Origin of the sequence: Bacillus sp. EAC, from assembly GCF_002156875.1 — a bacterium.
Lineage (GTDB): Bacteria > Bacillota > Bacilli > Bacillales > Bacillaceae_G > Gottfriedia.
In genome coordinates this window covers 180,785-205,775 of the sequence record NZ_NCSY01000014.1, presented here as the reverse complement: position 1 = coordinate 205,775, position 24,991 = coordinate 180,785, and the positions used below count along the sequence as shown (strand labels likewise).

The window sequence follows — 24,991 nt, the reverse complement described above, 5'->3', positions numbered from 1 at the left end:
AGATAAAATATTAATTAAAGTTGTTCTGCTTATTAAATCTGTACCTCCGATTTTTTTAAACAGGTAAATTATACCATGGTGTATATTAACTTGGTTTTTACTAGTACTCTCTTAAAAAAAGTAAGTAGTTGAATTTTTTATACAAAAATAAAAACCCCAAAGGGGTCTTATACTTTTCTCAAAAAATATGTAAAGAAGTGAACATAACATCTTCACAAAAAAATTTTCTCTCAAGGTTACACAAATTTCTTGTTCCACCATCTTTTTCTTACATAATCATTAAAGGAATATTTTCCTAAATTCAGATTATCTACATGGTCTGTAATAATTACTTGTGGATAAAAAACCTCATCCTTAAAAATATTATCAAGCTCTTCAAGAATAGTAATATATATTTTTTGCACAGCCTCTATATCCTTAGTATTTGTCTTGTCAAAGACGTCAGGAAAATATACTTGGCTTGGCTGGTCTATAAATAATAGGGATGGAACAGGACAATTATCTTGTGAACTAAAATATTTTAATAAACTTAAGAACAATCCAATATGGCAAGCTAGCCAATTAGCCCCACTTCCCATTTCACTCAAATATATTTTTTCATTGTTCCTTTTATCATGATGATACAAATCAAAGTTTTCTAAGTTAAACTTGAGGTTTGCAGGTAAGAACTCCTCTTCAAAGTCTAATTTATTTATAATTCTATTCATATTACTACTGATTACATTAAAAGCATCCTTATAGTAACTCTCAATGTCATAACCATTAATCAGACTATTAATATTATCTATTTCAGTTTCTATATCATATATATCATTATCATCCAGATACATAATATGCTTCTCTATAAGCATACATTCTATATCTATTCTTGCTCTTGCATATTGCTTCTGAGAATCCAAAAATTTTTTCTCTTTAATTCCATTAGAAATATGTTCTATTTCATTAATTTCCTTTACCTTATCTTTAATGTTACTATTTAAAACCTTAATTTCTTTTTTTAATATATTAATTTCTTCTTCAAAATATGTAGTAAAACTAGTTAAACCACTTAATTCATCTTCGAGCCATTCTTTAGCTAAATTTATTTCTTTAGCCTTTTCATTTAGTTCTCTATGAGGCTCACCACAAATTGGACAAGTATAGCTTTCTACACTTTGTTTTGATATTTCCTTTTTATTATTTAACAATTCAAGGTTTTGTTTATAATTATTTCCAAATTTCTCCCCTTCAATTATTTCTTGAACCTTCATTTCAAGTTCATGTTTTTTACTCCTTAAGGTTTCAAGTTCTTCCTTCTTGAAATAATAATTTGCTTCTAACTCGTTACTAATGTATGCATCACTAGAATAGTCTGGTAGTTGTTTTCTTAATTCAAGCAAATCTTTTAGCTCTAAATTATGATAATTGAATTTCTCACCAATAATAAAATAATACTTTTCAAAAGTAGTGACCAAATTTTTCTTGAGACTTTCAGTTGTTTTAACTGTAGCTTCTTGACTTTTTATTAAACGTTTTTTTTCTTTTTTTAATTCATCCAGTTTATAGATTAGTGAATAATAATTTTGGTCAACCCATCCAGCAAAAACTGGAAACATTTTAACAACTCTATCCTTTTTCTTTGAATTTTCAAATCTATAAAAAAGTGCAAATTTATTTGCAATCAAATTCTGATGCTGAAATAGAAAAGAGACCATATCCCTGATACTCGGTCTACCTTGATTTGTATCTTCTACAGATTCTTTTGGATTTGTAATAGAGATTCCAAAAGCTTTACTTATTTCATTTTTTGCATTATTTATTTTTAACCTAAATTCTTCTGTAAACAATTCAAGATTAACGTTCTTTGCTTCACAAGTAGCATTCATGTACCGCATATACATGAATCTTCTACCATCTTGATTGAAATTTTCCCTTCCAAGTAGTATTAAACTATTGTTTATTTCGATTAAAATTGCATACATATATGTAAACTCTGTAATAACACCCTTTGGAATAGTAGGTTGAGTACTACCTAAACAATAATCTATAATTTCTATTAATGAACTTTTCCCACTTTTTGATTGACCGGTTATAATATTTAGTCCCTTGTTGAGATTAATATACCTTTTTTCATTTTCTTCGTTTATTAGAATAATTGACTTTATATAACTTTTCATACAGTAGTAACTCCCAACTTAATAAATACGTCTTTGTAATCATATTTTGAAAGTATGATACCTAAGTAATGAGCTGCTCTAAAATAATCCCTAATTTGTTCGCTTTTAATCTGTTTGTAATTTACTTTCTCTAAAACCGAGATTTGTTTATCAACCCAAAATTTTTTTTCATTATGTCCAACTACTAATGATTGATTAGTGTATTCTCTAAAAAATTTAATTCTTTCCTGCATTCCAACTAATGAGACTCTATTATCTTTTTTATCTTTAAAAAGAGTATAAATATCACTTCTTTTATTCGCACTTATGAGCAAATTTCTTGTGTCTTTATAATAAATAAAAGGTAAAACAAGATAGATTAGACCTATATCTATTTTTTGATTTTTATAACCACATAAGAAATGGTGTAGTATATCACTGCAAAAAAAAGGGTTTAAAGATAAATTTTCAATGTGTTTTATACTCATAACTTGTCATCCTTTATTAACCAAGTTATTTTTTTTTCATTTACAATTTCGTGAATAGTACCATGTTGAAAGAATAAACGATTAGGGTTTATACTACCAAATGGAATTGCATCTAGGTCTAAACCTTCATCATAAAAATCCTGTGATTTTACAATACACTGCCTAATATTCGAATTATCAAAACTTCTTTTTTTAGTCCGTTTTATTCTATTTAATTTAGCTTCCAACTCACTCTTATATAAATTAAAGTCTCTTAAATAAATCGGATGGTTATGAAAATAGTGTATTGCAGTTTGTTTTGTTCGCCAATAATTAATTATTGCATCTCTTACTTCTTCATCTCCATACTCGATATTATAAATCTCTTTTGTAAATGGTTCCTTATAGTAAGACACTATGTTATGCGGTTCTTTATCTGCATAAATGTCAGGCAAAGGTCTTGAATGGGTTGAGTATCGTTTAAGTACTTCAACAACGTAAGTCTTAAATTCTTCGTGTTTTATATACCATGTATGAGGGCTTGAAATAGGTCTAGTGAGTATATAACCCATAAGTTCATTGATAAAGAAAGGAATCTTTTCATTTTCTATTCCAAAAAAGAATCTATCTTTCTGTAGTCTAGAGAATCTTTCTTCGATATCTGATTGACTTGTATAAAGAGTTAATTTTTCCAATATGTTCAAGAGGATATCATCACTATAGTTGAAAATTTCATTATAGATTTTCCTAAAAGTTTCTTCCCTCTCTTTGATAGTTAAGCCAATATCTTTAATAGTTTGATATTTTTCATATTTTGATAGATTATTCCATTTAGAAAAACTTAATTTTTCATCAACTTCAGAAGTAGTGATAAGAATCAATTGTTTAAAGTCATCCATTTTTTTACTATTTTCAACCCAGTTCTTTAATGACTTCCAAAAATCGATGTTCCTTTCGCTTAGTTTATGGGTCTTATAATGATGCTTTACTTCCATGTTTATTGACTGCTTCTCCGAAAGCTTAGAGATGTCACCATACATTTCAACAGCAATGGTCTCACCTTCGCCTAATTCTAGACAGTGCTCTAAGACTATTAAAAAATGATAAATATCCCCCAATTTCGTTAAAGTATCGTCATTTTTTTGCCTTTCCAAATTTCCCCCTCCAATATTCGTTCTAAATATCTAGTATTAATACCGTTCTTTATTCTTTTTGGAAATTAATTACCTTATATTTCCTAATTATACCATTAACGTATTTATAATGTTCAAAATAATAACATAGTTGTCATATTCTCATAAACACCACCACAACATAAAAACATTTAATTATAAATCTAAAAAAATGTTCCCTAACCATAAAAAAAAGCACTCACAATTAATGTCAATGCCTACAAAGTTTTCTCATATTCACCTATGATTTTATAAAACGAGTTCTTTTTAAGCTCTAACTTTTTCATAAATTCAACCGCTGTAATTTCTTTAGTTTTCCATTCTTTATATTCTTGTTTAAGTATTTGTCGTTGATTACTTGAAAGTGTTTCAAGGCTCATTTTAGGTCTACCTAAATGCTTACCTTTTGCTTTTGCAATAGCTATCCCTTCCGCTTGTCGTTGCTTTATCTTACTCCGCTCTTCCTCTGCATTCCATGACATTACTTCAAATACAATATTGCTTATCATTTTAAACATTCCTTGCATTTGCTCATTTGAATAGTCAATATTTAGTGCAGGCATATCTAGCACTCGAATATTAATCTCATTATCTTTAAAGTACTGCCATTCATTTTTTATTTGGTCTTGATTCCTACCAAGACGGTCTAACGATTTAATTACAAGTGTATCACCTGTTTCAATAGATTTTTTCATATACTGATAACCTATTCTATCCATATCTTTTCCACTAGCTTTATCCTCATATATGTATTTATCATCAATACTTAATTGTTTCATATCTTCATATTGCCTAGCAAGATTCTGGTCTTTACTACTCACGCGTATGTAAGCTACTGTTTTAGCCATTTACAAAAAACTCCTTTAATTAGACTATATATTCCAATTATAGCTAAACAGTTTATAAATGTATACACCATTTTACAAACGTTTATATATAATAATAAATACCTTTACAGACGTATTTTTCGTTTCATTTCAATAGTTTACAATGGTATACCTAAATAAACAGCAATTTTTTGATAAAATTCATTATTATACCTGTTTTGTATTAGAACCACAAGTTATAAATATTTAACAGGGGTACGGAAGTGAAACTACTAATCCATTCAATCGGTAAACGATTATGTTATCAGATAAAAAAGTTAAAAGTACATAAAAAAACGTTTGCTAAACATAGCAAACGTCATTTTATACCTATCTAACTAAAATGTCCAAAAGCTTTTCTCTTATCAAACATTCTCTTTCTTTCATAAATTCCTCAAAATTACCTAAATCTAATGTAACATCAGGAATCATATGTTTCTCCATATAAGCTTCTCTGTCTTGGTCATTAAGACATATCACATCTAACCATTCATCAAACTTTTTATTAGACTTCTCTAAATTTGGAACACCCTCAATTAGCTGTAAGTTTCCTAAATAATCATAGTTTTCAATACTGTAATCTATTGAATCCTGAATTACCCCTTCTTTTTTAAGTTTACTTCGAGATTTTAGTAAACTCTTAGGGAAAATATGGTCTTGGTGAAAAGTGTTCTTATAGTCAATATGTGGATATAATAAAGATATAACAGAAAATGTATACCTGTTTCCATACTTTGTCCATAATAGGTCTTCAACTTCTTCTTCTGAAAATCTTAATGTCTTATTAGTAACCTTTAAATCATGTTTAAGAATCCTAAACGGAAAACTATCTAAGTTGTTCTTGATTATTTCTCTTATTGGTTTTAGTACGTTATCTGGTTGTCCACCGAATATTCTCTTTAATAAAGCTATTGTAATAAATCTTTTAATTTCTCTTCTTTCATTAATATATTTATATGATTCAACGTAATTATGTGGATTACTCTTTTTATATAAATAATATGCGATAGGAATAATTACATAATTTGCTGTAAGAGTTTTATAATTATATCCAAAACTTGATACTAATTGTACCGCTAAACGGATAGCTTGTGAAATGTTCTCCCACTCATGTTCAATTCTATCCATTGTAGAAGAATCAAAATTATCAACTTTGAAAGCAATATCATTGAAATCACATAACACTAGGCAAGTCTTTAGGATTAAGTCTTTATTAAAATCAAACCCATCACCAATATTATTTAGTTCATCAACAAATGAAGTAATAGTCTTCCTAGCATCTCGTTGCTCCCATTGAGCTGTTGCAATTGATAACAATAAATCAGAATAGCTTAAAGGAGTTCCTCCACTATTAACCCGAATAAATATGTTAAGAACCTTATCAAGTTCTTGTGACTTCTCAAGATAGTAATTTATACACAAAGTATCATGAATAGCATTATGTAATTTAAACAACGTCTTATTAGCAAATTTTGCCTTTTCTTTATCTACAAGGTTTAATTCATTCTCGTATATAAAGTCATTAATTTCATATGTTTCTTTAAAACGTAAAATGTCCCCTATCTTAAACCAAAATGAATCCTCACTTCTTTTAGAAGCTTCTGGTTCAGTAAGAAATTTAAAGTCATATGTCATATCATAATCTTCTGATTCACTTAGAAGATTTAAATATAGCTGTCTATTTGGATAAGCTAAGTCATTCTCTACTCGCATTCTAGGAAGCTTATAAGCATATGAACCCTTAAGTCCAACATATAGTGAAGTTAATCTTTGTTGTCCATCAAGAATTGCTATTATATCCTCTTCCCCACTAATATTCGCTTCAACATTATGTGTATTGTCACGCTCATGATAATCCCTTAGAAATTCATAGAACTTGAATTTATTAATATTCTCTTTATTAACAAACCAAAATAGAAATGCACCAACTGGATATCCTCTCATTAAAGAATCGAATAATGTTTCAATTTGTTCTGTATCCCACACAAATTCTCTTTGAATTGCAGGAAGTAAATATTTTTTTCGATGGATGTCATTTACTACTTCTTTTATTGTAAGTGGTCTTTCAAAAGCCATTAGAATCCTCCTATACAGTTTCAAAATAAACTTATTACTTCTCTATTTCCATAATTCTTTTTACTTTAATATAAGTTATCATCTCTTTTAATTCGATTGCTGTGAGTTCATTTCTCTCTATTTTAATTGAGAACTTATGTATGTTGTCATTACTAAAATGGTCTAGTTCGATTACTATTTTATTATCTAAACAAAGTAAATAATCAGTTGACACATTAAAGTATTCAGCAAGTCTAATTAAATGCCCAATTGTTGGTTCTTTTTTACCGTTTTCATAGCTCCAAATAACACTTTTAGTAAAATGAATTTTTTCCGCCAGTTCCTCTGGCTTCAATTTTTCTTTTTCTCTTAATTCCTTTAATCTTTGTCCAAATATCATAAGAATCCCACCGTTTGTTTATTCTTTTAAATATTATACTTCGACATTTAGTTACATTTTCCTTTGATATTCGCTTTTACTTAATAACTAGTGTAATAGACTAGTTATTTCAAGAACTCCTACTAAAGTAAGCATTATTAACCCTAAAAATCCATAAAACTAAAATACCTGATGCTTATACAAACAACAAGCTATATTTAGAGGGCATAGTTTACAGGAATACTTAATAGCATACATCCTATACCCCACCAAGTACATATACACACAAACCTTAAAGTAAAGTTACACAATACGAGTGCCACCTCTTACATCACATTTGTTATTTTGAGCGTAAAAGTGTAGTCACTCTTGTTGAAAATAGACTACTCCGTCAAAAAAGTAGAACTTATATATATCAAAGTATTCTATGAAATTGCCCCAATTCTCTAAATAGAATTGGAATCTTTTAAACTTGAGATTCTATTTACAATATAATATAGAACCACTGCCTTTTTCACATGCACTTATTCTCTTTATACAAACTTAACTTTCAAGCAAAAATCCACCCAACCCAAAATTTTACAAAAAAATAATTCAAAAAACTCTATTAATCTATTTCTAATACTAGTAAAATATTCATGCAATACTAAATATTTTGTCGAAAGGTGGAAAATGTGTGAATAGTAAGATAACTAAAAATATTAAGAGGCGATTGTTTAAAGGTTCATTAGCTGCTGCGCTAGCCCTTACAATAGCTCCTCTAAATATTGTTCCTCAATCTGTGAAAGCGGATACAAATAGCGACATTCATGTTCAATTATTAGGCATTAACGACTATCATGGTCAGCTTGATACTTGGAGATCGATTAAAGATTCAACTGGTAAAGTAGTAGATTACTCTGGAGGTATCGAGTATTTAGCAGCATATTTAAAAGAAAGAGAAGCTACTAATCCTGCGAATACTCTTATGCTTCAAGCTGGTGACCTTGTTGGAGCGAGTCCTCCAGTATCTGCATTATTACAAGATGAGCCTACTATTCGTTTTATGAATGAACTTGGCTTTGACGTAGGTACAATCGGTAACCATGAATTTGATGAAGGCGTTGCTGAAATGAAGCGTCTAATCGATGGTGGAAGCAACCCGAAAACAGAGAAATATGAAGCAAAATATGGCAAGTTTACTGGTTCAACAATGGACTATGTCGTAGCAAACGTTGTAAACGATAAAAATGAACCCATTTTACCTCCATATGTAGTAAAAGAAGTTGGTGGAGCTAAGATCGGATTTATTGGGGTTGTTACAACTGAAACTCCAACGATTGTAACGCCAAAAGGTGTTGAAGGTGTTAAATTTACGGATGAAGTAGAAGCTATTAATAAATATGCAAAAGAATTAACGGATAAAGGTGTTAATTCAATTGTCGTTCTTGCACATAATCCTGGTTCTTCTAAAGCAGACGGATCAGATGCAACTGGAAGAGTTGTCGACATAGCAAATGCAACAGACAAATCAGTTGACGTGATTTTTGGTGCACATGATCATAAACTTTTAAACGCAAAAGTAAATGGCAAACTTCTAGTACAATCATGGTCATATGGAACAGCATTCTCGGATGTTGATTTAACAATTGACCCAGTTACACAAGATATCGTAGACGCAAAGGCTGAAGTTGTTGATACTCTTCATAGCAAAATTACGCCTGATGCAAAAATTAAAGCTGAGCTTGATGGCTATCAAGCAGATATCAAACCAACTGTAAGCCAAGTAATGGGCGAAACAGCAGATGTATTGACTAACGCAGCTAATCCAAGTGGTGAGTCAGCTCTTGGTAACTTTATTGCTGACGGCATGAAAGCAACTACTAACACAGATTTTGCATTCATGAATTCTGGTGGTATTCGTAACCCACTTCCAAAAGGAACAATTACTTGGGGAGATTTATTCAAAGTTCAGCCATTCGGTAACGATTTAGTTACAATGACTATTACTGGAGAGCAAGTAAGAACTTTATTAAATCAACAATTCAATGCTCCACCAAGTTATAACAAGATCATGGCAATCGCTGGTCTTCATTATACTTGGACAGATAAAAATGATTACGGTAAGAAAATACTTGATATTTATCTTCCAGATGGTTCTAAAATCGATCCAACTAAAGAATATTCAATCACTGTAAATAACTTTATGGCAGACGGTGGCGACGGCTTTACTGTTCTGAAATCTGGTAAAAACCGTGTGACAAGTGTAGTAGATTTAGATGGATTTGTTAATTATTTCAAATCATTTAAAGGACAAGTAAGCGCAACTGTTGAAGGTAGAGTTCAACTTTCAGAAGTAACTCCGGCTACACCTATTGTTGGAGAAGTAACAAACAAATCAACAAAAGTAACAGGTACAGCTTTTGCTGATGCTCAAGTTAAGTTACAGGCAAATGGAAAAGTAATCGGTACAACTACTGCTTCTAAAGAAGGAAGCTTTACAGTAGAAATTCCAGTTCAAAAAGCTGGAACAACAATTAATGTTATTGCAAGTGACTCTAAACTTAATGTAAGCAATACACAAGTTAAGGTTAAGGATGTTGTAGCTCCAACAAAACCTGTTGTTAATCAAGTAGATGACAACGACATGAAAGTTACTGGAAAAGCAGAAGCAGGTACAAAAGTAACTGTAAAATCCGGAAAAACTGTAGTGGGTACAGCAGACGCTAACTATCGTGGAGTATTCACAGTAACATTAACTAAAACTTTAAAAGCTGGAACTGTTCTATCTGTAACATCAGTCGACAAAGGTGGCAATGTTAGCCCTTCATTAACTACAAAAGTGGTTGACAAAACTGCTCCAAATGCACCTGTATTGGTGACAAAAGTATCAAGAACTTCTACTAGTTTAGTAGGTAAGGCAGAAGTAGGTTCTTCTGTACAATTAAAGGTTGGCAAGAAAGTTTTCAAAACAATTAGCAATAAAAAAGGATTGTTTACTTTCAAGGTTACTAAACAAAAATCTGGTACAATCCTTTACTTCACTGCTAAAGATAAAGCAGGAAATGTAAGTAAAGTGACAAAAGTAGTAGTAAAATAAGAAAAATAGAAAAGACCCTGAAATTAGTTTTCAGGGTCTTTTTGTAACCTTTTTATTGGAAGGTGCCAAACTTTAACACAAATTTTAATGATTATTCTAGACTATGAATCTATTCAAGAAGTTTTTTAAAAGTATTTACCAATTAACTACTTCAAACCAAAAGCCTTAATAACCTCTTGCTTAATACTATTTCCTGCGTCATCCCAAGCACTAGCTCGAAGTGAAACAGAAGATGCCTTCTTACGATTCTCTATTTTTGCTTCCCATCCATCTCGCTCACGATCTAAGTCTACTTCTTCCCACGACTTGCCTTCGTCATATGAAACTTCAAGAGATGCACCTTTCATTTTGCCGTTTCCTGGAGCACCAGCTACTTGGATAGCATTCAAGCCTAAATCGATCCATCGGCCAGATTTTGCGTTCCCGAACATATCAGTATCCACTTTATAATCAAGAGATATCAATGGTAGTTCTGTTTTGTCTTCTTCTTGTTCCTTAGACCAGAAAGTCCACTCTGTATGTGTTTTAACGGATGTGTTCCAGCGTTCCGTGTCACGCCAAGCATCACTAACTACTCGGTATTCAGTGTTTTCAGTTGGATAATTAATAAATGAGTAGATCGCTTGCCCATTTGCTTCTTTCACAAGTTTTGATCCTTGATAAAATTTTAGCGTTTGATTTCCAGGATAATTCGTTTCTGATCCTGTGTGACCTACTCCTGAATCAGCCCATGCAGGAATGTTTAATACGAAGCTATTTCCTGTACGATAAGGCTTCCAGAAGCCATCTCCTAAACGAGGACGAGCAACTGATGCGAACCATTCTTCATCCAATTTCTGACCTGGCTTGTAAGTCGCTAAAGGTTGACGTACTTCCCAAGCGCTATCAAGCATGCTAGCTTGATGGTACCATTTTGTGCCTTCTTGAGCAGATACCCACTCTGTCCTAACGGATGGTAGATTTAATTTAAATTGGAAGCCTACTCCGTTTGAGCGGTATGATGGAATATCCCATCTGAACTCTCCACCAGGTGCTTGACGGTCTGATTTATATTGCGTATCAATTTTTGCAAGCTCTTTCGTTTTAGGTGCATAAGTTAAGTCCCTTGGAATCGCGTTATTGTGGTTATCAACAAGATCATAAATGTATTCAGTATCTGGGTTACCTTTTACATTTAGTTTCACTTTTCCAGACTTAGCCGCTTCAACAAGATTTTTCCCTTCTGTTCCGCTAATCGCAGCAACCGCAAGAGGAATATCTCCAGTTTCAGTTCCTACGTATTCACTTAATTCTGTCGGTCCATCATTTACTGTAATTAATAATTTTGCACCTGCCGCTAATGCTGCTGCAGAACGTTCCATACCAGACACTTCGTCACTACGATCAACGATAACAGCCTTGCCCTTTACATCTAAGCCATTATAATCTTCCGGAGCACCTTTACCTGCATAAACAGCTTCTAAATTGTAATTGCCTTTTAGTAACGTACTTCCCGCTTGTGGGATTTCATCTAGTTCATGACCACGGAAGTTAATTGTCAGTACAGGTTCTGTAAGACGCCAGCGAGTGTTCAATGTGAATTTGCCATTTTTAACTGCTGTTGTTGGTGCAGCATACATTTTATCCACTTTAACCGGCATGACGTAGATGTCACCAACACTATTTCCATCAATTTCACGGTAATATTCCATTTTTCTAAAACTAGCTTCAGTCTCATTCGGGACTTTTGCTGTAATTTCGTTTGCTTTACGAGCATCCAATTCAACTGTTTGCGGACCATTCATGTTAATTTCCGGATTTCCAACAAGTGCAACACCAGCATGATCAGTTTCGCTGTCAACATCCATCATTGACATAGCAGAATAAGTTCCTGGCTTTAATCGTAATTCCGTCGTACCATTAACGGCAATAAACTGTGGATCACCCTCAGGTCCAAGGAGATTGATATAAGCTAAAGTAGGAGACCCGTCACGATCGGTCGCATTTAGTGTAAGAGCATATTTTTCCTCTTCTTTAATCATAGCTAGTGAAGTATGGACCACTGTTTTACCTTCAACATTAGCAGAAATTTGTCCTTGATAACGTGCACCAAGAGCGCCAAGCTTCGGATCCAGTGTTACAGTAACTTTCGCACTACCTTTTGCTGGTACTGTTACAGTGTTTGTTGAAAGTTTGAACAAACCAGCTGGAGCATCTGAATCATTGTTACCTGTAATCTTTGCTGACAGATCCAATGTCACTGACTCATCACCGTCGTTTGTGTACGTTATTGTTTTCTCAACAGGTACATCATTATCATGCGGCCAATCGTAGAAACCAAAATCAAGTGATCCTGTCGCACGTAATTTACCTAAGGTTGCAGCTGCAACATCAAGTCGACCAGTTCCTCCCTCAAATGGTTTAATAGCATCAAGTTTCTTCGTTGTACTCATAAGTGCTTCCTTCAGCTGTGCTCCTGTCCAATCAGGATGACGTTGCGAAAGAATAGCAGCAGCACCTGCAACATGTGGAGTTGCCATTGAAGTACCGCTCATCGAAAGATAAGAACCGCTGCCTTTGTTGGCAAATTGTGAGCGCGCAGCATTAATATTTACACCAGGTGCTGTCAGATCAGGCTTTAGCCCCGAACTTCCAAAACGTGGACCTCTTGATGAGAAATAAGCAAGATTATCAGATTTATCAACCGCACCTACAGTTAACGCCGCATCTGCTGCTCCAGGTGAACCAATCCCCTCAGCCCCAGTGTTACCAGCTGCAATAACAAACAGAGAACCCGTCTCTGCACTTAGGTTATTTACCGCTTGAGCCATCGGATCCGTTCCATCACTTGACTCGCTGCTTCCTAAACTCATACTGACAATCTTAGCATTATGGGCAGCCCATTCCATTCCTTCAATAATCCAAGATTCAGCACCAAATCCTTCATTACTAAGTACTTTTCCTACAAGTAGACTAGCACCTGGAGCTACACCTTTATTTTTCCCTTCTGAAGCTGCACCTGTTCCGAGTACAGTGGAAGCAACATGCGTGCCGTGTGCATTAAAGTCGCGTACATCTTCCCCTGGAACGAAGCTTTTTGATTCCTTCAGTTGACCTGCTACATCAGGATGCGCGGCGTCGATCCCTGTATCAAGTACGGCTACCTTTACGCCCGTTCCATTGAAACCTGAATTCCAAGCAGTAGGTGCTCCGATCTGTGGAACACTCTGTTCAAGGGAGGCTTCAACACGACCATCTAACCAAACCTTTTTAATTTCTGCTGTAGGCAGTGCTTTTGTTGCTTTTGCCGTTTGTATATTTTTCTTAATGTCTTGCCAGAACGTTTTCGTATCTTTTTTCTCAGCAGAAAGGGCTACACCATTAATACTTTCAAGTTCATGTGTTTTCTTGGAAGCTTTTAATGTTGGCATTGCCGCTGATCGAGTTTTTGATTCAGAATATTGTACGATAATAGGTAATGTTTCTTGAGAGGCATCGTCATATCCATCAGCAATAAGTGCAGTTATATTAAATATATCACGATCTAATACACCTGAAGCTAAATAAGGCATTGCTTGCTCGGGAATGACATATGTATCCTTATTGGTCGTCAGTATACGTGCTCCACCACCCGCTTTATCAGCAGGTTCAACACTGATGACACTTTGTCCATCTGCAAATTCTGTCACCGTTACAACATCACCTGTAATAAGAGTAATGACATGCTTTCCATTACTTGCTTTTGCGTTAATCCCCTGAAGATTCGTTTCTTCAGACATACGATTTGCTGAATTTAAGATACTATTGCTAGAATCAGCAGCAAACGCTTGAAAAGTTGGGACGGCAATAAGTGCCATTGTCGTCATTGCTGTAACGTACTTTTTAAACCTAGGCTTTCCGTTCATCTGACATTCTCCTATTCTGATAAATTAGTAAAGCGACTGCCAATATGAATCTATTAAAAACTAATTTAAATGTTCATATTCAAACCAATTCGCTAGAAACACTTTACATTATCAAAATATAAAGAATATTCTAAGTACGGTCAATTGGGTTAATTGGTCCCTTATCTAACGTTCCTTTTGCAAAATCACCCTAAGTTTTCAGTTCTTAATCACTATGAAAATAACCCAATTTACAGCAGGTCACGAAAAAAGCACCAATCAAAATTTGATTAGTGCTTACCTGAAAAACTAATAGAATAGTCAACGAACATCCCGTTTAACACCTCTGGCCTGTAATTGAGCATTCAAGTATTTATAACATTTTTCGTGTCCAAAATTAATAGATGATACGATACCCAATTTACTTGGGCAATTCGTCCCATCCACATTGAACAGAAAGATTGTGCTCGGTACTAATTTTGTAAATACCAAGTCCTCACTCAATATTACTAACCTCCAAAACAATCTCAATCTTCCTCTTCTTCTTTTCTATCATTCTAGCTATAAATTCACCAAAATTCTCTTTCGAACTCTTTTCATTTTTAATTGAATCTCCACTATTTGCTGAAATACTATAAAGTATTTTTAATTGTTCCATATGCTCATTTAGACTCATATTTGATAAGTCTTCATATTGTTCAATGAGCCTTTTCTTAAAGATCATTTCTAAATCCTCGTTTGTCGCTGTTTCAATTGATGTATTTTTTCGTATATAGATTTTATCCGTAAATAATTTATCAGAGCCTCTTTTTGCTATAAAGGGAATAAACCGATTTTGTTCCGGAATATAAATGATAAAAAAGGTCTTCCCACTAAAATATCCATAAATTTCGTTCTCATCATATTCAATTTGTTGGAGATTATAATTTAAAATAGATGGTAAATAACCATTTAATTTCCGTTGAAAATCCGTCGGATCTTTCAACTCTTCTTTTATTAAACCAACTGGCTGATTATCATCATTTACTCCAAATATAATTGACCCCCCACCCGAATTTGCCATCGCAACGATTAGCTTTGCAATATGATCTTCTCGAATAAAAGTTTCTTTAAAATCTAATGCATTATTCTCACCAAATGATTGTTCGATAAGGCTTTTAAGTGAGGCTATATCAAAAATTTTATCTTCATTATTAAATGTATTTAGAAATTCTTGCTTATAAATTGGCCTTTTAACCATATGTGTCCACCTCTTCACCCTTGGCTTAACATTACCCTTTTATCAAATTTATTATTTCATTTATTTTATTCATATACAGTGTTAGAGGAATATAAATAAAAGGCTCTTTTTTTAAAATTATTGTTTTTTTAAAATTATTGCTTTTTAATAGGTTCTTAAAACAAACTTTAAATAAAGAATATGATTGAAACGGAAGGTGCGAGACTCCTGTGGGAGTAGCGGGACAAATGAGACCCCACAGGCTAGCCGAGGAGGCTCATTGCACGCCCCACGGAAAGCGAGCATCCTGAAGTGGAAATCGACGAATTACTTTTTTAATAGAACCTATCAAATCCAATACCAAGGGGTGATTAAAATGGTAAACTTTAAATCTTTTTATGGGACCATCACCATGATTAGTGATTTTAATATAAGTCAAAATGCTGAAGAAGAAGGATGTTATAAATTAATATCTGTAACTGACGGGGCTGGGGCAATCGTAAATTTCATTGTTTCACCAACTACTTACTTTGTTGACCATGCAGTAGTAGCAGTTGGTGATAATGTAACAGGCTACTATGACGGAAATGTGCCTGTTATTCTTATTTACCCACCTCAATATCAAGCACTAGTCATGGTAAAAGTAAACCCTAGACAAAATGTAAAAGTAGATTATTTCAATAACCAATTAGTCAGTAGTGATGGTCAATTAAAATTAAACCTCTCTCCTGCCACCCAAATTATTTTGACAAATGGGCAACCTTTTTCAAGAAACCCCTCAAACCGAAACCTTATTGTAATCTATGGACCAAGTACATTTAGTATCCCAGCCCAAACGACTCCCAATCGAATAATCGTTTTATGTTATAAATAGATTTTACTTTAGATTAAAAAAGAAAAAAGCTGATTACTAAACTTAATTAGAAATCAGCTTTTTCATATTTCTCTATCAAATTTACATTTTCCAATACTCTAAAAATCAACACTAGGTAAGCTTCTCTGCTTCAAATAATTTTCAATCGATCGATTATTAAACAAATTCCTATAATTAACTTCGATTTCCTGTTCTTCTATTTGTTTTACTTTTTCCACCAATGATTTCATATCAACTTCATTTAATTTGCCATCCTCAGATAACTTATAGATTTCATTTAATAACTCCTTCAAATGACGATCACGATTTTCTTTTTCTTGATTTTGTTGATAGATGCTCATTTTTGTATGTAGAATGGAATTTACTAATTCATCCGCTCCACCTGAAAGTCTATTTAAGATTAATAGTTGTTCATTTAATATTTTGTTATCTAAATCATAAGGATATCTTAATTGGTGGTCAATTTCGCTCCAGCCTTCTTCAAAAATCGTTCTTACTTGTATTTCTGCTAAATAATTTACTTTTGTCATTTGTGATGCGATTACATAATGCCATGAGCGATAGCCTGCATCATGAACTAAAAATTGAAAGTTTTCATCATCTATATTTTGTTCATTCGTAAGATCACCGAGACGATAATAGATGGTTGCTTTCTCATGTAAATTCCAATTCACTCGGATCGTTTTATCAATATTTGCAGCCTGGTATTTGTATAAATGTAATGCTCTTATTCCAATTAAATCTGTTATTTCTGTTTTATAATTCGAAACATTGATCTCATATGATGGATCCGATTTTTTACCTTTTATCGTTTTTCGAATGATTTTCTCTATTAAATGATCCGGATATTTAATTCTCGATTTGACTGTATGAATTTCAGGATTTTTACGAAGAATTTCCGAAATAAAAGTAGCTACCGTTTCGAGATTTGGTATTTCAGTTATGTATTCATTGTAAATTTCAATAAACTTTGACCATTCTAATCCATATTCTTCAAATTCTTGTTCATCGATTTTATATTTTTCAAAGAAATTTTTTTGATTGTCAATTAAGCCCATTTATTTTCTCCTTATTTATCTTTGCATATATCCATATCCTACCATATTTAATCATTTAACATACTAAGTATAGTAACTAATCTGACTTACTTAGGTACAAAAATGAGATTTAGGACGTAATCTACTTATCCACTTGCAAATAATTTCAAAAATAAATTCTTAGTAACTATAAAGATGCAATGGTTTATCACATATTGAATGATACTTAAATATAATTATAGTAATATACTTTTTTAAAAATTCGAAAGGAAGGGATAACATAAAATGAAAATTGATGGCATCTTTGAAGGTGGAGGTGTCAGAGGAATCGGACATGTTGGTGCCATTTGTGCGTTAGAAGAGGATGGATACGAGTGGGCTCGCCTGGCCGGAACTTCTGCTGGTGCAATTGTTGCTGCACTCCTAGCATGTGGTTATTCAGGTAAAGAAATAAAACAAATAATGGAAAATCTAGATTACAAGAAATTTATAAAGAAAACGTGGTTAAACTATATCCCTCTGATTGGAATAGGATTAAGCGTTTGGTTTCAAAATGGTTTATATAAGAATGACTATGAAGAAGAATGGTTAGAAGCTTTATTGCTAAAAAAGGGAATTCGTTATTTCGATGACTTTAAAGAGGAAGGAAAATTAAAAATCATCATTTCAGATATCAGTAATGGGAAGATGGTCGTACTACCTGATGATTTACCAGATTATGGGTTAACAACAAAGGACATTACGATTGCTCATGCAGTTAGAATGAGTGGAACGATTCCCTTTTTCTTTCAACCTATTAAATTAAAAACTCCAAATTCTGAATCCCCTTATTTTATTGTAGATGGTGGAATTCTTAGCAATTTTCCAATTTGGATTTTTGACGATCAACATGATTGGCCAACATTTGGGTTTAAATTAGTAGAAGATGAAATTATAGGGGAACCTATTGAGGATCTCGGACCTATCTCTTTATATAAAGCAATATTTAAAACAATGAGGCAAGCTCATGACCTACGACATCTTACAAAATCAGTTAATGAGCGTACAATTAAAATTCCTACAGGAGATATTTCAAGTACAGATTTCCATTTGACGCAGGAAGAAAAATCGGAACTATATTCAAATGGTTATCATGCTTCTAAAAAATTTCTACTAACTTGGGATTATGAAAAATACAAGAAAATGTATCCTTTGAATCTACCATTACAATGAACCGGATCACGTAATACCCTTCATACCATTTATATTAACCCCTCTTTTTATATATCTCGTTTCGAAAACTATTAAATTGAAGTCAAAATTAACAATAGTCTATTAAACCGTCTAATCAAAAACTATTACCATTGAATATATTTATAGTATTAATAGGAAAGGAGGAGTCATTCCTATGTCAAAAAAGAAAATTGAAGTTGAAATTAATATTGAATACCACATTCATATTGGAGACCATATTGAACAAAGAGCTGAAGGTGGAGGTCAGATTCTACGGAATGTTGGTATGAACGCCAATCAAGGTGGCCAAAATGCTAATGACCATAGTGAAACTGCAAATAATAAATCACAATTTGCAAATGGTAATGGCAGAAGTGGGATTGCTGGTAAGCAGAACGATGAATTGGGCGGTCAGCAAGGTATAAAGGTAAGAGATAGTGAAGTCAAAAAGAGCGCAATCGTAACAGCTTCGGAAACTGCCGGTGGAGCTGAAAATGCAGAATCGGAAACGACAGAATTTAGATTGCCAAAGTTAAGCAGACCTACTAGAAGAGAGATTTAACTTGTAAGTTTGAGGTATGTCTATTTACGGTTCAATATCTTATTTTTCACCTTGAATGTGGACAAGAAATGCTAGTATTTGATCATTCAAAGTATTGTCTAGTTTATCTATAAATGTTTCACTTTTATCAATTTTGTCTATTTTGAATTAGCAGGAGGATCATTACATTAATACGTTTCTTCGTATCGTGTTAATCGATTTTCTAGCAACTTAAAGAACCATATCATATATGATATGGTTCTTTTTCTTCAGTCATTTTTGCCTTTTCTCAGATACAACTTCACAAATTGAATCATACAAATGCTCTACACCTTCACGAGATGCTTCAAAGTTATAAGCATTTTCTTTCAAAATCCCAATACTTTCTGCTTCTTTAACTGCATCAATATTTGCCCCCATGAAAATGAACTCCCAATTATATTTCTCTTGTTGGTGTTTAATAAGCTCTTGTACTTTTCTATATGTAAACTCTATTATTTATATCTTCAACTTATAATTTATGTATTTCAACTCTAACCTGCTCTTTTTTGTTTAATATAACTTGTGATTGGGTTCATTTCGATGTTTATTGAGTTAGGAACTCGCTCCACTGAAGAACTCTTTTATTAATGACAAAATATCTACTGCAAAACTTAGCAAAGGTTCATACTTTAAAAAAGTATCATATGCCCCTTTAGCTTCCTTAATATTTATGCTTTGTCCACTTAATATTTTGTTTAAAAAGTTTTGCATTAATTCTTTGTCTGTTCCATTTATATATATATCTTTAGATAAATATTCTTGTATATTCATAATATTATTTATGTATTCGTTATTATTCAGTTCAATATTTATATTTCCCGAACCATATTGATTTATTGTTATATGCATATTACTATTTGTTCTTAATATATTTAATGGATTTCCCCAAAAACGTAGTTCTCTCTCAAAAAATAATCCACCTTTAGTTCTTGGAAAATCCCCTCCAAAATTTGTGATTTCATATTTATACCCCTCAAAATCTAATATAGAATTTTGAAAATACATTTTTCTAGCTAGCATTTTTTTATTTACCTGCCAAATATAATATGGGACTGAAAAATAAAAATCTCCATTTTCAAAGGTCCATTTAAAAATCGGGATTTCATTATAATTGCGCTTAATATCAATAAATATTAGGCCCATTATTACTAATATTCCTATTATTACATATATAGTTATCATTTTTCCTCCAATTAATTTAGTAATATATAACACCCTTATAATCTAACAACTCGAAATTCACTCATGTTTATTAATATGTGATTTTCCTTGATTAATCTAAATGAGGTTGTTTTATACTGTTAAAATAGATTAGTTGTCTGAATCCCTTATTTAACAGCTATATCCTTGATCTACCACACATTTAAAACTATAAAACCTATTTAATCAAACAATCTACATTATATTGAATTCGTAAGGTTCGATAGTCGGTCTAGCGATTGAAGAATTATAAAAGCTTCGAATAGCTCTTAAACAATATTCCAATTCATTAGAACTAGATTATGTTTTTTACCATACATAGCTTCACAACATTTACAAATTTTCGTGTTGTCAATGTTCCCTTGAGGTAATACATAAAAAATCCCCTGTGTATTTATTTCCTACAAAGGGGGATCTTTCTAAAGTATTTTAATAATATTTCTAGACAGACTTGTTATTCAACTCGCTGTAAGACTATCACCTATAAATGGGATATTCTTAATTTTCTTTTAAACTTAAATTATATAAATCTTTACTTAGTCTAAGTTGAGCTTCTTTAATTTCTTCTTGGGTGATAGTGCCGTTTGCTATTTTTGTTTCAATTTGTTCTAAATAGCCGCTACATGTTTCATCAATTGGCGGAACTGAGTCATCTCCGATAGCAATAATTTTTGTTGTAAAAACAGCATTTTTAAATAATTCACCGGCAGTAATAAGTGTCCCATTTTTATCCATACTTATTCCGCCATTAAAAAACCTGAAAACACTGCCACCGTAATGTTGTAATAAATTAAGTTGCCATTTGACTGTACCATCTGGTTTTAAAGCATACATTTTACCAACATCACTGCCGAAATAAATGACACCATTTTTATCAATAACAGGTTGATGCTGAGTCGAACCCGAAGTGTTATAGGACCAATTTTTTGTACCATCTTCGTTGAATGAAGTAATGTTATACCCATCATCTACTATAAGTTGATCATTAAAAAGGTTTTGAACTATAAAACGCCCCCCACTGTTTGCTGTTACAAATGATTTAACTAAATTCCCACTACGATCAATAATTTTCACAGTACCAGGGCTACCAGGATTGTAATTTGATACGGCTATCTTACCATCTTTTAATAAAATTAAGTTTGAAGCAGTGGCAGTCTGATAAGACCATTTTAATGTACCACTTTTATTATAAGCATTAATAAAAGCATCATTTCTTACATAGATCGTACCCTCGCTATCAATAACAGGACTTGTATTGCGATCCCATGCTTTGGGAGCTGCAGCTGAGATCCATTTCACACTACCGTCATTCCCATTAAATGCATAGAGTTTGTATTCTTTTGCATCTTGTACATAAAGTGTCCCATCACTTCCAATGGCCGGACTACTATAAAATGTACCAACTGTCGGTGTAGATTTCCATTTCACGGTACCATCGGGATTTAAAGCAAATATACTGAGACCTCCTGCAACGTATATTGTTCCATCATATCCAATAGCTGGTGCAACATTTTGTGAAGCAGAAGTGTCAAGTTTTACTTTCCATCTTTGTACTCCATGTTTATCAATCGACACAACTTCTTCATCACCTGTTGTATAATAGATATTTCCATCTTTATCTATAACAGTTGGAGAAAAGTAAGAAATCATATCAGTAATGTCTTTTTCCCATTTTAATACATTTGTTTCTGTCCCAGAAAAAGGCGAGTTATATGACCAGTTCCCGAAAACAGGTGCAGCGGCACTTGGATCATATCCACCATTTTCGTACATTTCACCTTGTGGAAAACCTATATTTGTAGTAACTGCTCTCGATTCTTTTGGAGCTAAAAAAATTGAATTTAAAATTAATACACCTGCAGTAATAATTCCAAGTGTTTTTTTCAATAAAATCTCCTCTTTCCTTTAGATAATTCCATTATTTAACTTTCGTAGTTGATTTTTGGCTACAATCCTTTGTGACATCTAGTTATATCCTAACAGCACTACAGCAGCTACCAGGCAAAGGCATTGTTTATTTGAATTCGATAACTATCAATTAATACAATGGTTTGAGTCTCTGTCTAGTTATATCAAGGGTCACACTGAATTTTTTTATGTCCAAAAGTTGAGTTAAAATAATTTAAAACGATATTAAAATTTTATAATATGACATTTATTTCCAGCAAGCGATAATAAACGACATTTTATTACATAATACGACATTCGTTTCAACAACTTATTCTTTTAACAACCTAAAATAATCTGTCTTTAGTCATTGCCAAAAAATATACTGTATCCCTTTAAAAGCTAATCTCTCCTATTTTAAAACAAAAAGAACAAGCTTTTTCTACTTGTCCTTCTTTAAATATTTCTATATGTTTATTAAATTTCGATCTAATTTTTTGATTCTTTAACTTAAATATTCTACACATTTCAACAGTAACCCGTTATTTTTTGACCCGTCAAGAATTTCAAAATGCTGCTTTTATATTGCCATTACTTCTTTCTTCACTTTTTCCACCCTGCTAACTTTAATGTTAATATCTTTTTTCAAATTCCTCATATTTAAGCAAAAACTTTCTTAGAAGTCTTTCCTATAGCATTTGTACTTATGCCATCAACTGCTCCGCCAATTACTCCCCCTACTAAAGGCACAGCTTTTCCCAAATTAACAATTCCCTTTTGTCCGAACTTTGTTACCAGCCTAATACCTACGGCTTTATTAATTGCCTTAATAACCTCTCCGGGTATTTTTTTTATGGCTTCTTTTGCAAGTGCCGTTCCCAATTTTATACCAGCTTGTTTTAGAATATCAGTAGCAGCTTGTCCAGTTAAACAAACAAATACAAAAGTTTTAACTTGGTCATCCTTTAAATCGTAGCCTCTTATATGAGCTATTGTAGCAATCATTCTAATTTGTACGTACATAACTGATGCAACGTTTGTTGGAATAGCTACTGGTAATGTGATAAGTCCACCTAATCCAGTTAGAAAACCGCTTGTTGCTCCTTTAGCATTTTGCCAACGTATTAAGCTATCGATAGCTTTCTCAACCGATGAATTTTTACTTAAATAACTTTCTGCTAATTCTGCTGCAGTTTCAGTTCCTGGTAGTCCATTAACGGCTTTTTCAAAAGCCCAATCTAATACTTGTGTCATTTTACTTTCAGTTAAACTATTTGTTGTCACTATATTCTCCCCCAAAATGAAGTCATAGATAGGTATTTTTCCTTAAACACGTAACCCAATTTATGTAAAATTACTTACTTTAAGGTATATCGGTTGTATATCGGTTAATTTTTCCTCACTATAAGTAATGTTTAAAAAGCCCATATTAATTTAAGTAATTTCAAAAGGAAGAATGACTCCACTACAAAGGCTATAACCTTGGCATTAGTTAATTGAATTATAAGCATTTCTTTTTTCTTGGTTCCTTTCTACTATTAATAAAATAGTCCATACCAATATACCATCTACTATTAAAAAATAAATCTAGCTTAATTAAAAAATAAAAAAGAACAAGCTATATTATGCTTGTTCTTCTTCTAATACTTTTAAATGTTTACTATATTATTTGATTCTTTAACATATTCAATTTATACATTTCAATTGTAACCTGGTCTTTTTTGTTTACCATCACTTGTGATACGATTCAATTCAATTAAATTAATCGAAGTTTTTTTGTCTTTTCTTAGACACAGCATCACAAATTGAATCATACAAACTCACTACACCTTCCCCAGTTGCTTCAAAGTTATAAGCATTTTCTTTCAAAATTCCAATACTTTCTGCTTCCTTAACTGCGTCAATATTTGCCCCCATGAAAATGAACTCCCAATTATACTTCTCTTGTTGATGTTTAATAAACTCTTGAACTTTTCTATAAGTAAATTCACTACTTGCATTTTCCATTCCATCCGTTGTTATCACAAAAATAACTTTACCTGGTCTTTGATCATCATTCGTTCTAGCCAGCCTGTAACCAACATCTAAGATCGTCTTTCCGACCGCGTCTAATAGTGCAGTTGTCCCTCTTACATAATATTCATTTTCGGTTAATTTCACATTATTTGCATGAATACCATTCCATAAAACCTCATATTTATCATCGAATAGCACTGTTGTTAGAAAAGTTTCTCCTTCAAGCTTACATTGTTTTTCAATAAACGAGTTAAATCCACCGATCGTATCACCTTCAAGTCCAGCCATTGATCCACTTCTGTCTAATAAAAAAATGATTTCTGTTACGTTACTATTCATTCTCATCATCCTCCTGTTTCTTGATGTTATAATAGTAACTAAATTGCTTCGTTAATTGGTCGCCTGTAAAGCGACATTTCTAGGAGGGCAGAAAAACTATATGCTAAACAAAAATTTTTTAATAGAATTACAGGAGTATGTAGAAAGCCACTTAAACACTATTAAAGTTTTAGAAAACAAACGATATTCACTTAAAGAAGATACATTCGACCTTCACTCTTTAGAAATAGAAGATTTTATAAAAAATAAACGTAAACCTACACTGAGCGAAGTGTTGTTTAACTTTATAGATCAAAAAAATACTAGTGATCCAGTAATCTATAAAAAAGCCGGAATCGATCGAAAACATTTTTCAAAAATCCGCTCCAATCCAAGTTACCGTCCAAAGAAAAATACCATAATAGCTCTCGCCTTAGCCCTAGAACTAAATCAAGATGAAACAGAAGAACTATTAGGCTCTGCTGGTTACTCATTATCAGACAGTGATATAAGTGATTTAGTTATTCAATTTTGTTTGGAAAAGAAGATTTATGATATCAATCTCGTGAATGAAGCGTTGGATTATTTTAGCTTAAAGCCGCTAGTCGGATTGCTTAAATAAGGACATA

The 24,991-nt window shown here is 32.5% G+C and carries 19 protein-coding genes and 1 pseudogene; 6 read left to right on the top strand and 14 right to left on the bottom strand.

Annotated elements, in window-relative coordinates; genetic code table 11:
• Positions 1-236: 236 nt before the first annotated feature.
• The 6 genes from B7R65_RS19565 to B7R65_RS19540 form a co-directional block, all read right to left on the bottom strand.
• Positions 237-2,156 (bottom strand): DUF3732 domain-containing protein, encoded by a 1,920-nt coding sequence (locus B7R65_RS19565; protein WP_088044510.1) that lies wholly within the window; start codon positions 2,154-2,156, stop codon positions 237-239.
• Complete coding sequence (locus B7R65_RS19560) at positions 2,153-2,623, bottom strand: three component ABC system middle component (protein WP_088044509.1); 471 nt, start codon at positions 2,621-2,623, stop codon at positions 2,153-2,155. The genes B7R65_RS19565 and B7R65_RS19560 overlap by 4 nt, the downstream gene beginning before the upstream one ends.
• Positions 2,620-3,756, bottom strand: coding sequence for a hypothetical protein (locus tag B7R65_RS19555; protein ID WP_088044508.1), 1,137 nt, complete (start codon positions 3,754-3,756; stop codon positions 2,620-2,622). The genes B7R65_RS19560 and B7R65_RS19555 overlap by 4 nt, the downstream gene beginning before the upstream one ends.
• A gap of 236 nt (positions 3,757-3,992) precedes the next feature.
• On the bottom strand, positions 3,993-4,622 hold the full coding sequence (locus B7R65_RS19550) for a recombinase family protein (protein ID WP_088044507.1): 630 nt from the start codon (positions 4,620-4,622) through the stop codon (positions 3,993-3,995).
• Between the two features lie 348 nt (positions 4,623-4,970).
• Positions 4,971-6,716, bottom strand: coding sequence for a DUF262 domain-containing protein (locus tag B7R65_RS19545; protein WP_088044506.1), 1,746 nt, complete (start codon positions 6,714-6,716; stop codon positions 4,971-4,973).
• Positions 6,717-6,750: 34 nt separating this feature from the next.
• Positions 6,751-7,095 carry a helix-turn-helix domain-containing protein gene (locus tag B7R65_RS19540; protein ID WP_088044505.1) on the bottom strand — a complete coding sequence of 115 codons (345 nt, stop codon included), beginning with the start codon at positions 7,093-7,095 and terminating at the stop codon, positions 6,751-6,753.
• 691 nt (positions 7,096-7,786) lie between these two features.
• Here B7R65_RS19540 and B7R65_RS19535 point away from each other — a divergent pair.
• Together B7R65_RS19535 and B7R65_RS22030 are read left to right on the top strand one after the other, a co-directional pair.
• Positions 7,787-9,409: pseudogene (locus B7R65_RS19535) on the top strand (bifunctional metallophosphatase/5'-nucleotidase); the annotation flags it as partial.
• An 18-nt stretch (positions 9,410-9,427) separates the two neighbouring features.
• On the top strand, positions 9,428-10,153 hold the full coding sequence (locus tag B7R65_RS22030) for an Ig-like domain-containing protein (RefSeq protein WP_373419600.1): 726 nt from the start codon (positions 9,428-9,430) through the stop codon (positions 10,151-10,153).
• A 146-nt stretch (positions 10,154-10,299) separates the two neighbouring features.
• On the opposite strand, the gene B7R65_RS19530 is transcribed toward B7R65_RS22030, so the two are convergent.
• Positions 10,300-14,037 (bottom strand): S8 family serine peptidase, encoded by a 3,738-nt coding sequence (locus tag B7R65_RS19530; RefSeq protein ID WP_088044504.1) that lies wholly within the window; start codon positions 14,035-14,037, stop codon positions 10,300-10,302.
• A 475-nt stretch (positions 14,038-14,512) separates the two neighbouring features.
• Positions 14,513-15,256 carry an AlbA family DNA-binding domain-containing protein gene (locus B7R65_RS19520; RefSeq protein ID WP_088044502.1) on the bottom strand — a complete coding sequence of 248 codons (744 nt, stop codon included), beginning with the start codon at positions 15,254-15,256 and terminating at the stop codon, positions 14,513-14,515.
• Between the two features lie 355 nt (positions 15,257-15,611).
• Here B7R65_RS19520 and B7R65_RS19515 point away from each other — a divergent pair, with 355 nt between their 5' ends.
• On the top strand, positions 15,612-16,109 hold the full coding sequence (locus B7R65_RS19515; RefSeq protein WP_088044501.1) for a hypothetical protein: 498 nt from the start codon (positions 15,612-15,614) through the stop codon (positions 16,107-16,109).
• 98 nt (positions 16,110-16,207) lie between these two features.
• Here B7R65_RS19515 and B7R65_RS19510 read toward each other — a convergent pair whose 3' ends face one another.
• Positions 16,208-17,167: a hypothetical protein gene (locus B7R65_RS19510; RefSeq protein ID WP_088044500.1), complete on the bottom strand. Its 960-nt coding sequence runs from the start codon at positions 17,165-17,167 to the stop codon at positions 16,208-16,210.
• A gap of 264 nt (positions 17,168-17,431) precedes the next feature.
• On the opposite strand from B7R65_RS19510, the gene B7R65_RS19505 reads away from it, so the two are divergent.
• On the top strand, positions 17,432-18,358 hold the full coding sequence (locus tag B7R65_RS19505) for a patatin-like phospholipase family protein (RefSeq protein WP_088044499.1): 927 nt from the start codon (positions 17,432-17,434) through the stop codon (positions 18,356-18,358).
• A 175-nt stretch (positions 18,359-18,533) separates the two neighbouring features.
• Positions 18,534-18,920 carry a hypothetical protein gene (locus B7R65_RS21435; protein ID WP_179194934.1) on the top strand — a complete coding sequence of 129 codons (387 nt, stop codon included), beginning with the start codon at positions 18,534-18,536 and terminating at the stop codon, positions 18,918-18,920.
• A gap of 252 nt (positions 18,921-19,172) precedes the next feature.
• Here the strand turns inward: B7R65_RS21435 and B7R65_RS19495 are convergent, their stop codons facing one another.
• The 5 genes from B7R65_RS19495 to B7R65_RS19475 all read right to left on the bottom strand — a co-directional run bounded on the left by B7R65_RS19495 (position 19,173) and on the right by B7R65_RS19475 (position 24,383).
• Positions 19,173-19,319 (bottom strand): hypothetical protein, encoded by a 147-nt coding sequence (locus B7R65_RS19495; protein WP_179194933.1) that lies wholly within the window; start codon positions 19,317-19,319, stop codon positions 19,173-19,175.
• A 174-nt stretch (positions 19,320-19,493) separates the two neighbouring features.
• Positions 19,494-20,123, bottom strand: coding sequence for a hypothetical protein (locus tag B7R65_RS19490; protein ID WP_088044498.1), 630 nt, complete (start codon positions 20,121-20,123; stop codon positions 19,494-19,496).
• A gap of 516 nt (positions 20,124-20,639) precedes the next feature.
• The gene (locus B7R65_RS19485; RefSeq protein WP_088044497.1) at positions 20,640-22,028 is read right to left on the bottom strand and encodes an outer membrane protein assembly factor BamB family protein; all 1,389 of its coding nucleotides are present in this window, start codon (positions 22,026-22,028) and stop codon (positions 20,640-20,642) included.
• Between the two features lie 660 nt (positions 22,029-22,688).
• On the bottom strand, positions 22,689-23,312 hold the full coding sequence (locus tag B7R65_RS19480) for an EcsC family protein (protein ID WP_256941421.1): 624 nt from the start codon (positions 23,310-23,312) through the stop codon (positions 22,689-22,691).
• Between the two features lie 477 nt (positions 23,313-23,789).
• On the bottom strand, positions 23,790-24,383 hold the full coding sequence (locus B7R65_RS19475; RefSeq protein ID WP_088044496.1) for a vWA domain-containing protein: 594 nt from the start codon (positions 24,381-24,383) through the stop codon (positions 23,790-23,792).
• A gap of 100 nt (positions 24,384-24,483) precedes the next feature.
• On the opposite strand from B7R65_RS19475, the gene B7R65_RS19470 reads away from it, so the two are divergent.
• Complete coding sequence (locus B7R65_RS19470) at positions 24,484-24,984, top strand: hypothetical protein (RefSeq protein ID WP_088044495.1); 501 nt, start codon at positions 24,484-24,486, stop codon at positions 24,982-24,984.
• Positions 24,985-24,991 lie beyond the last annotated feature (7 nt).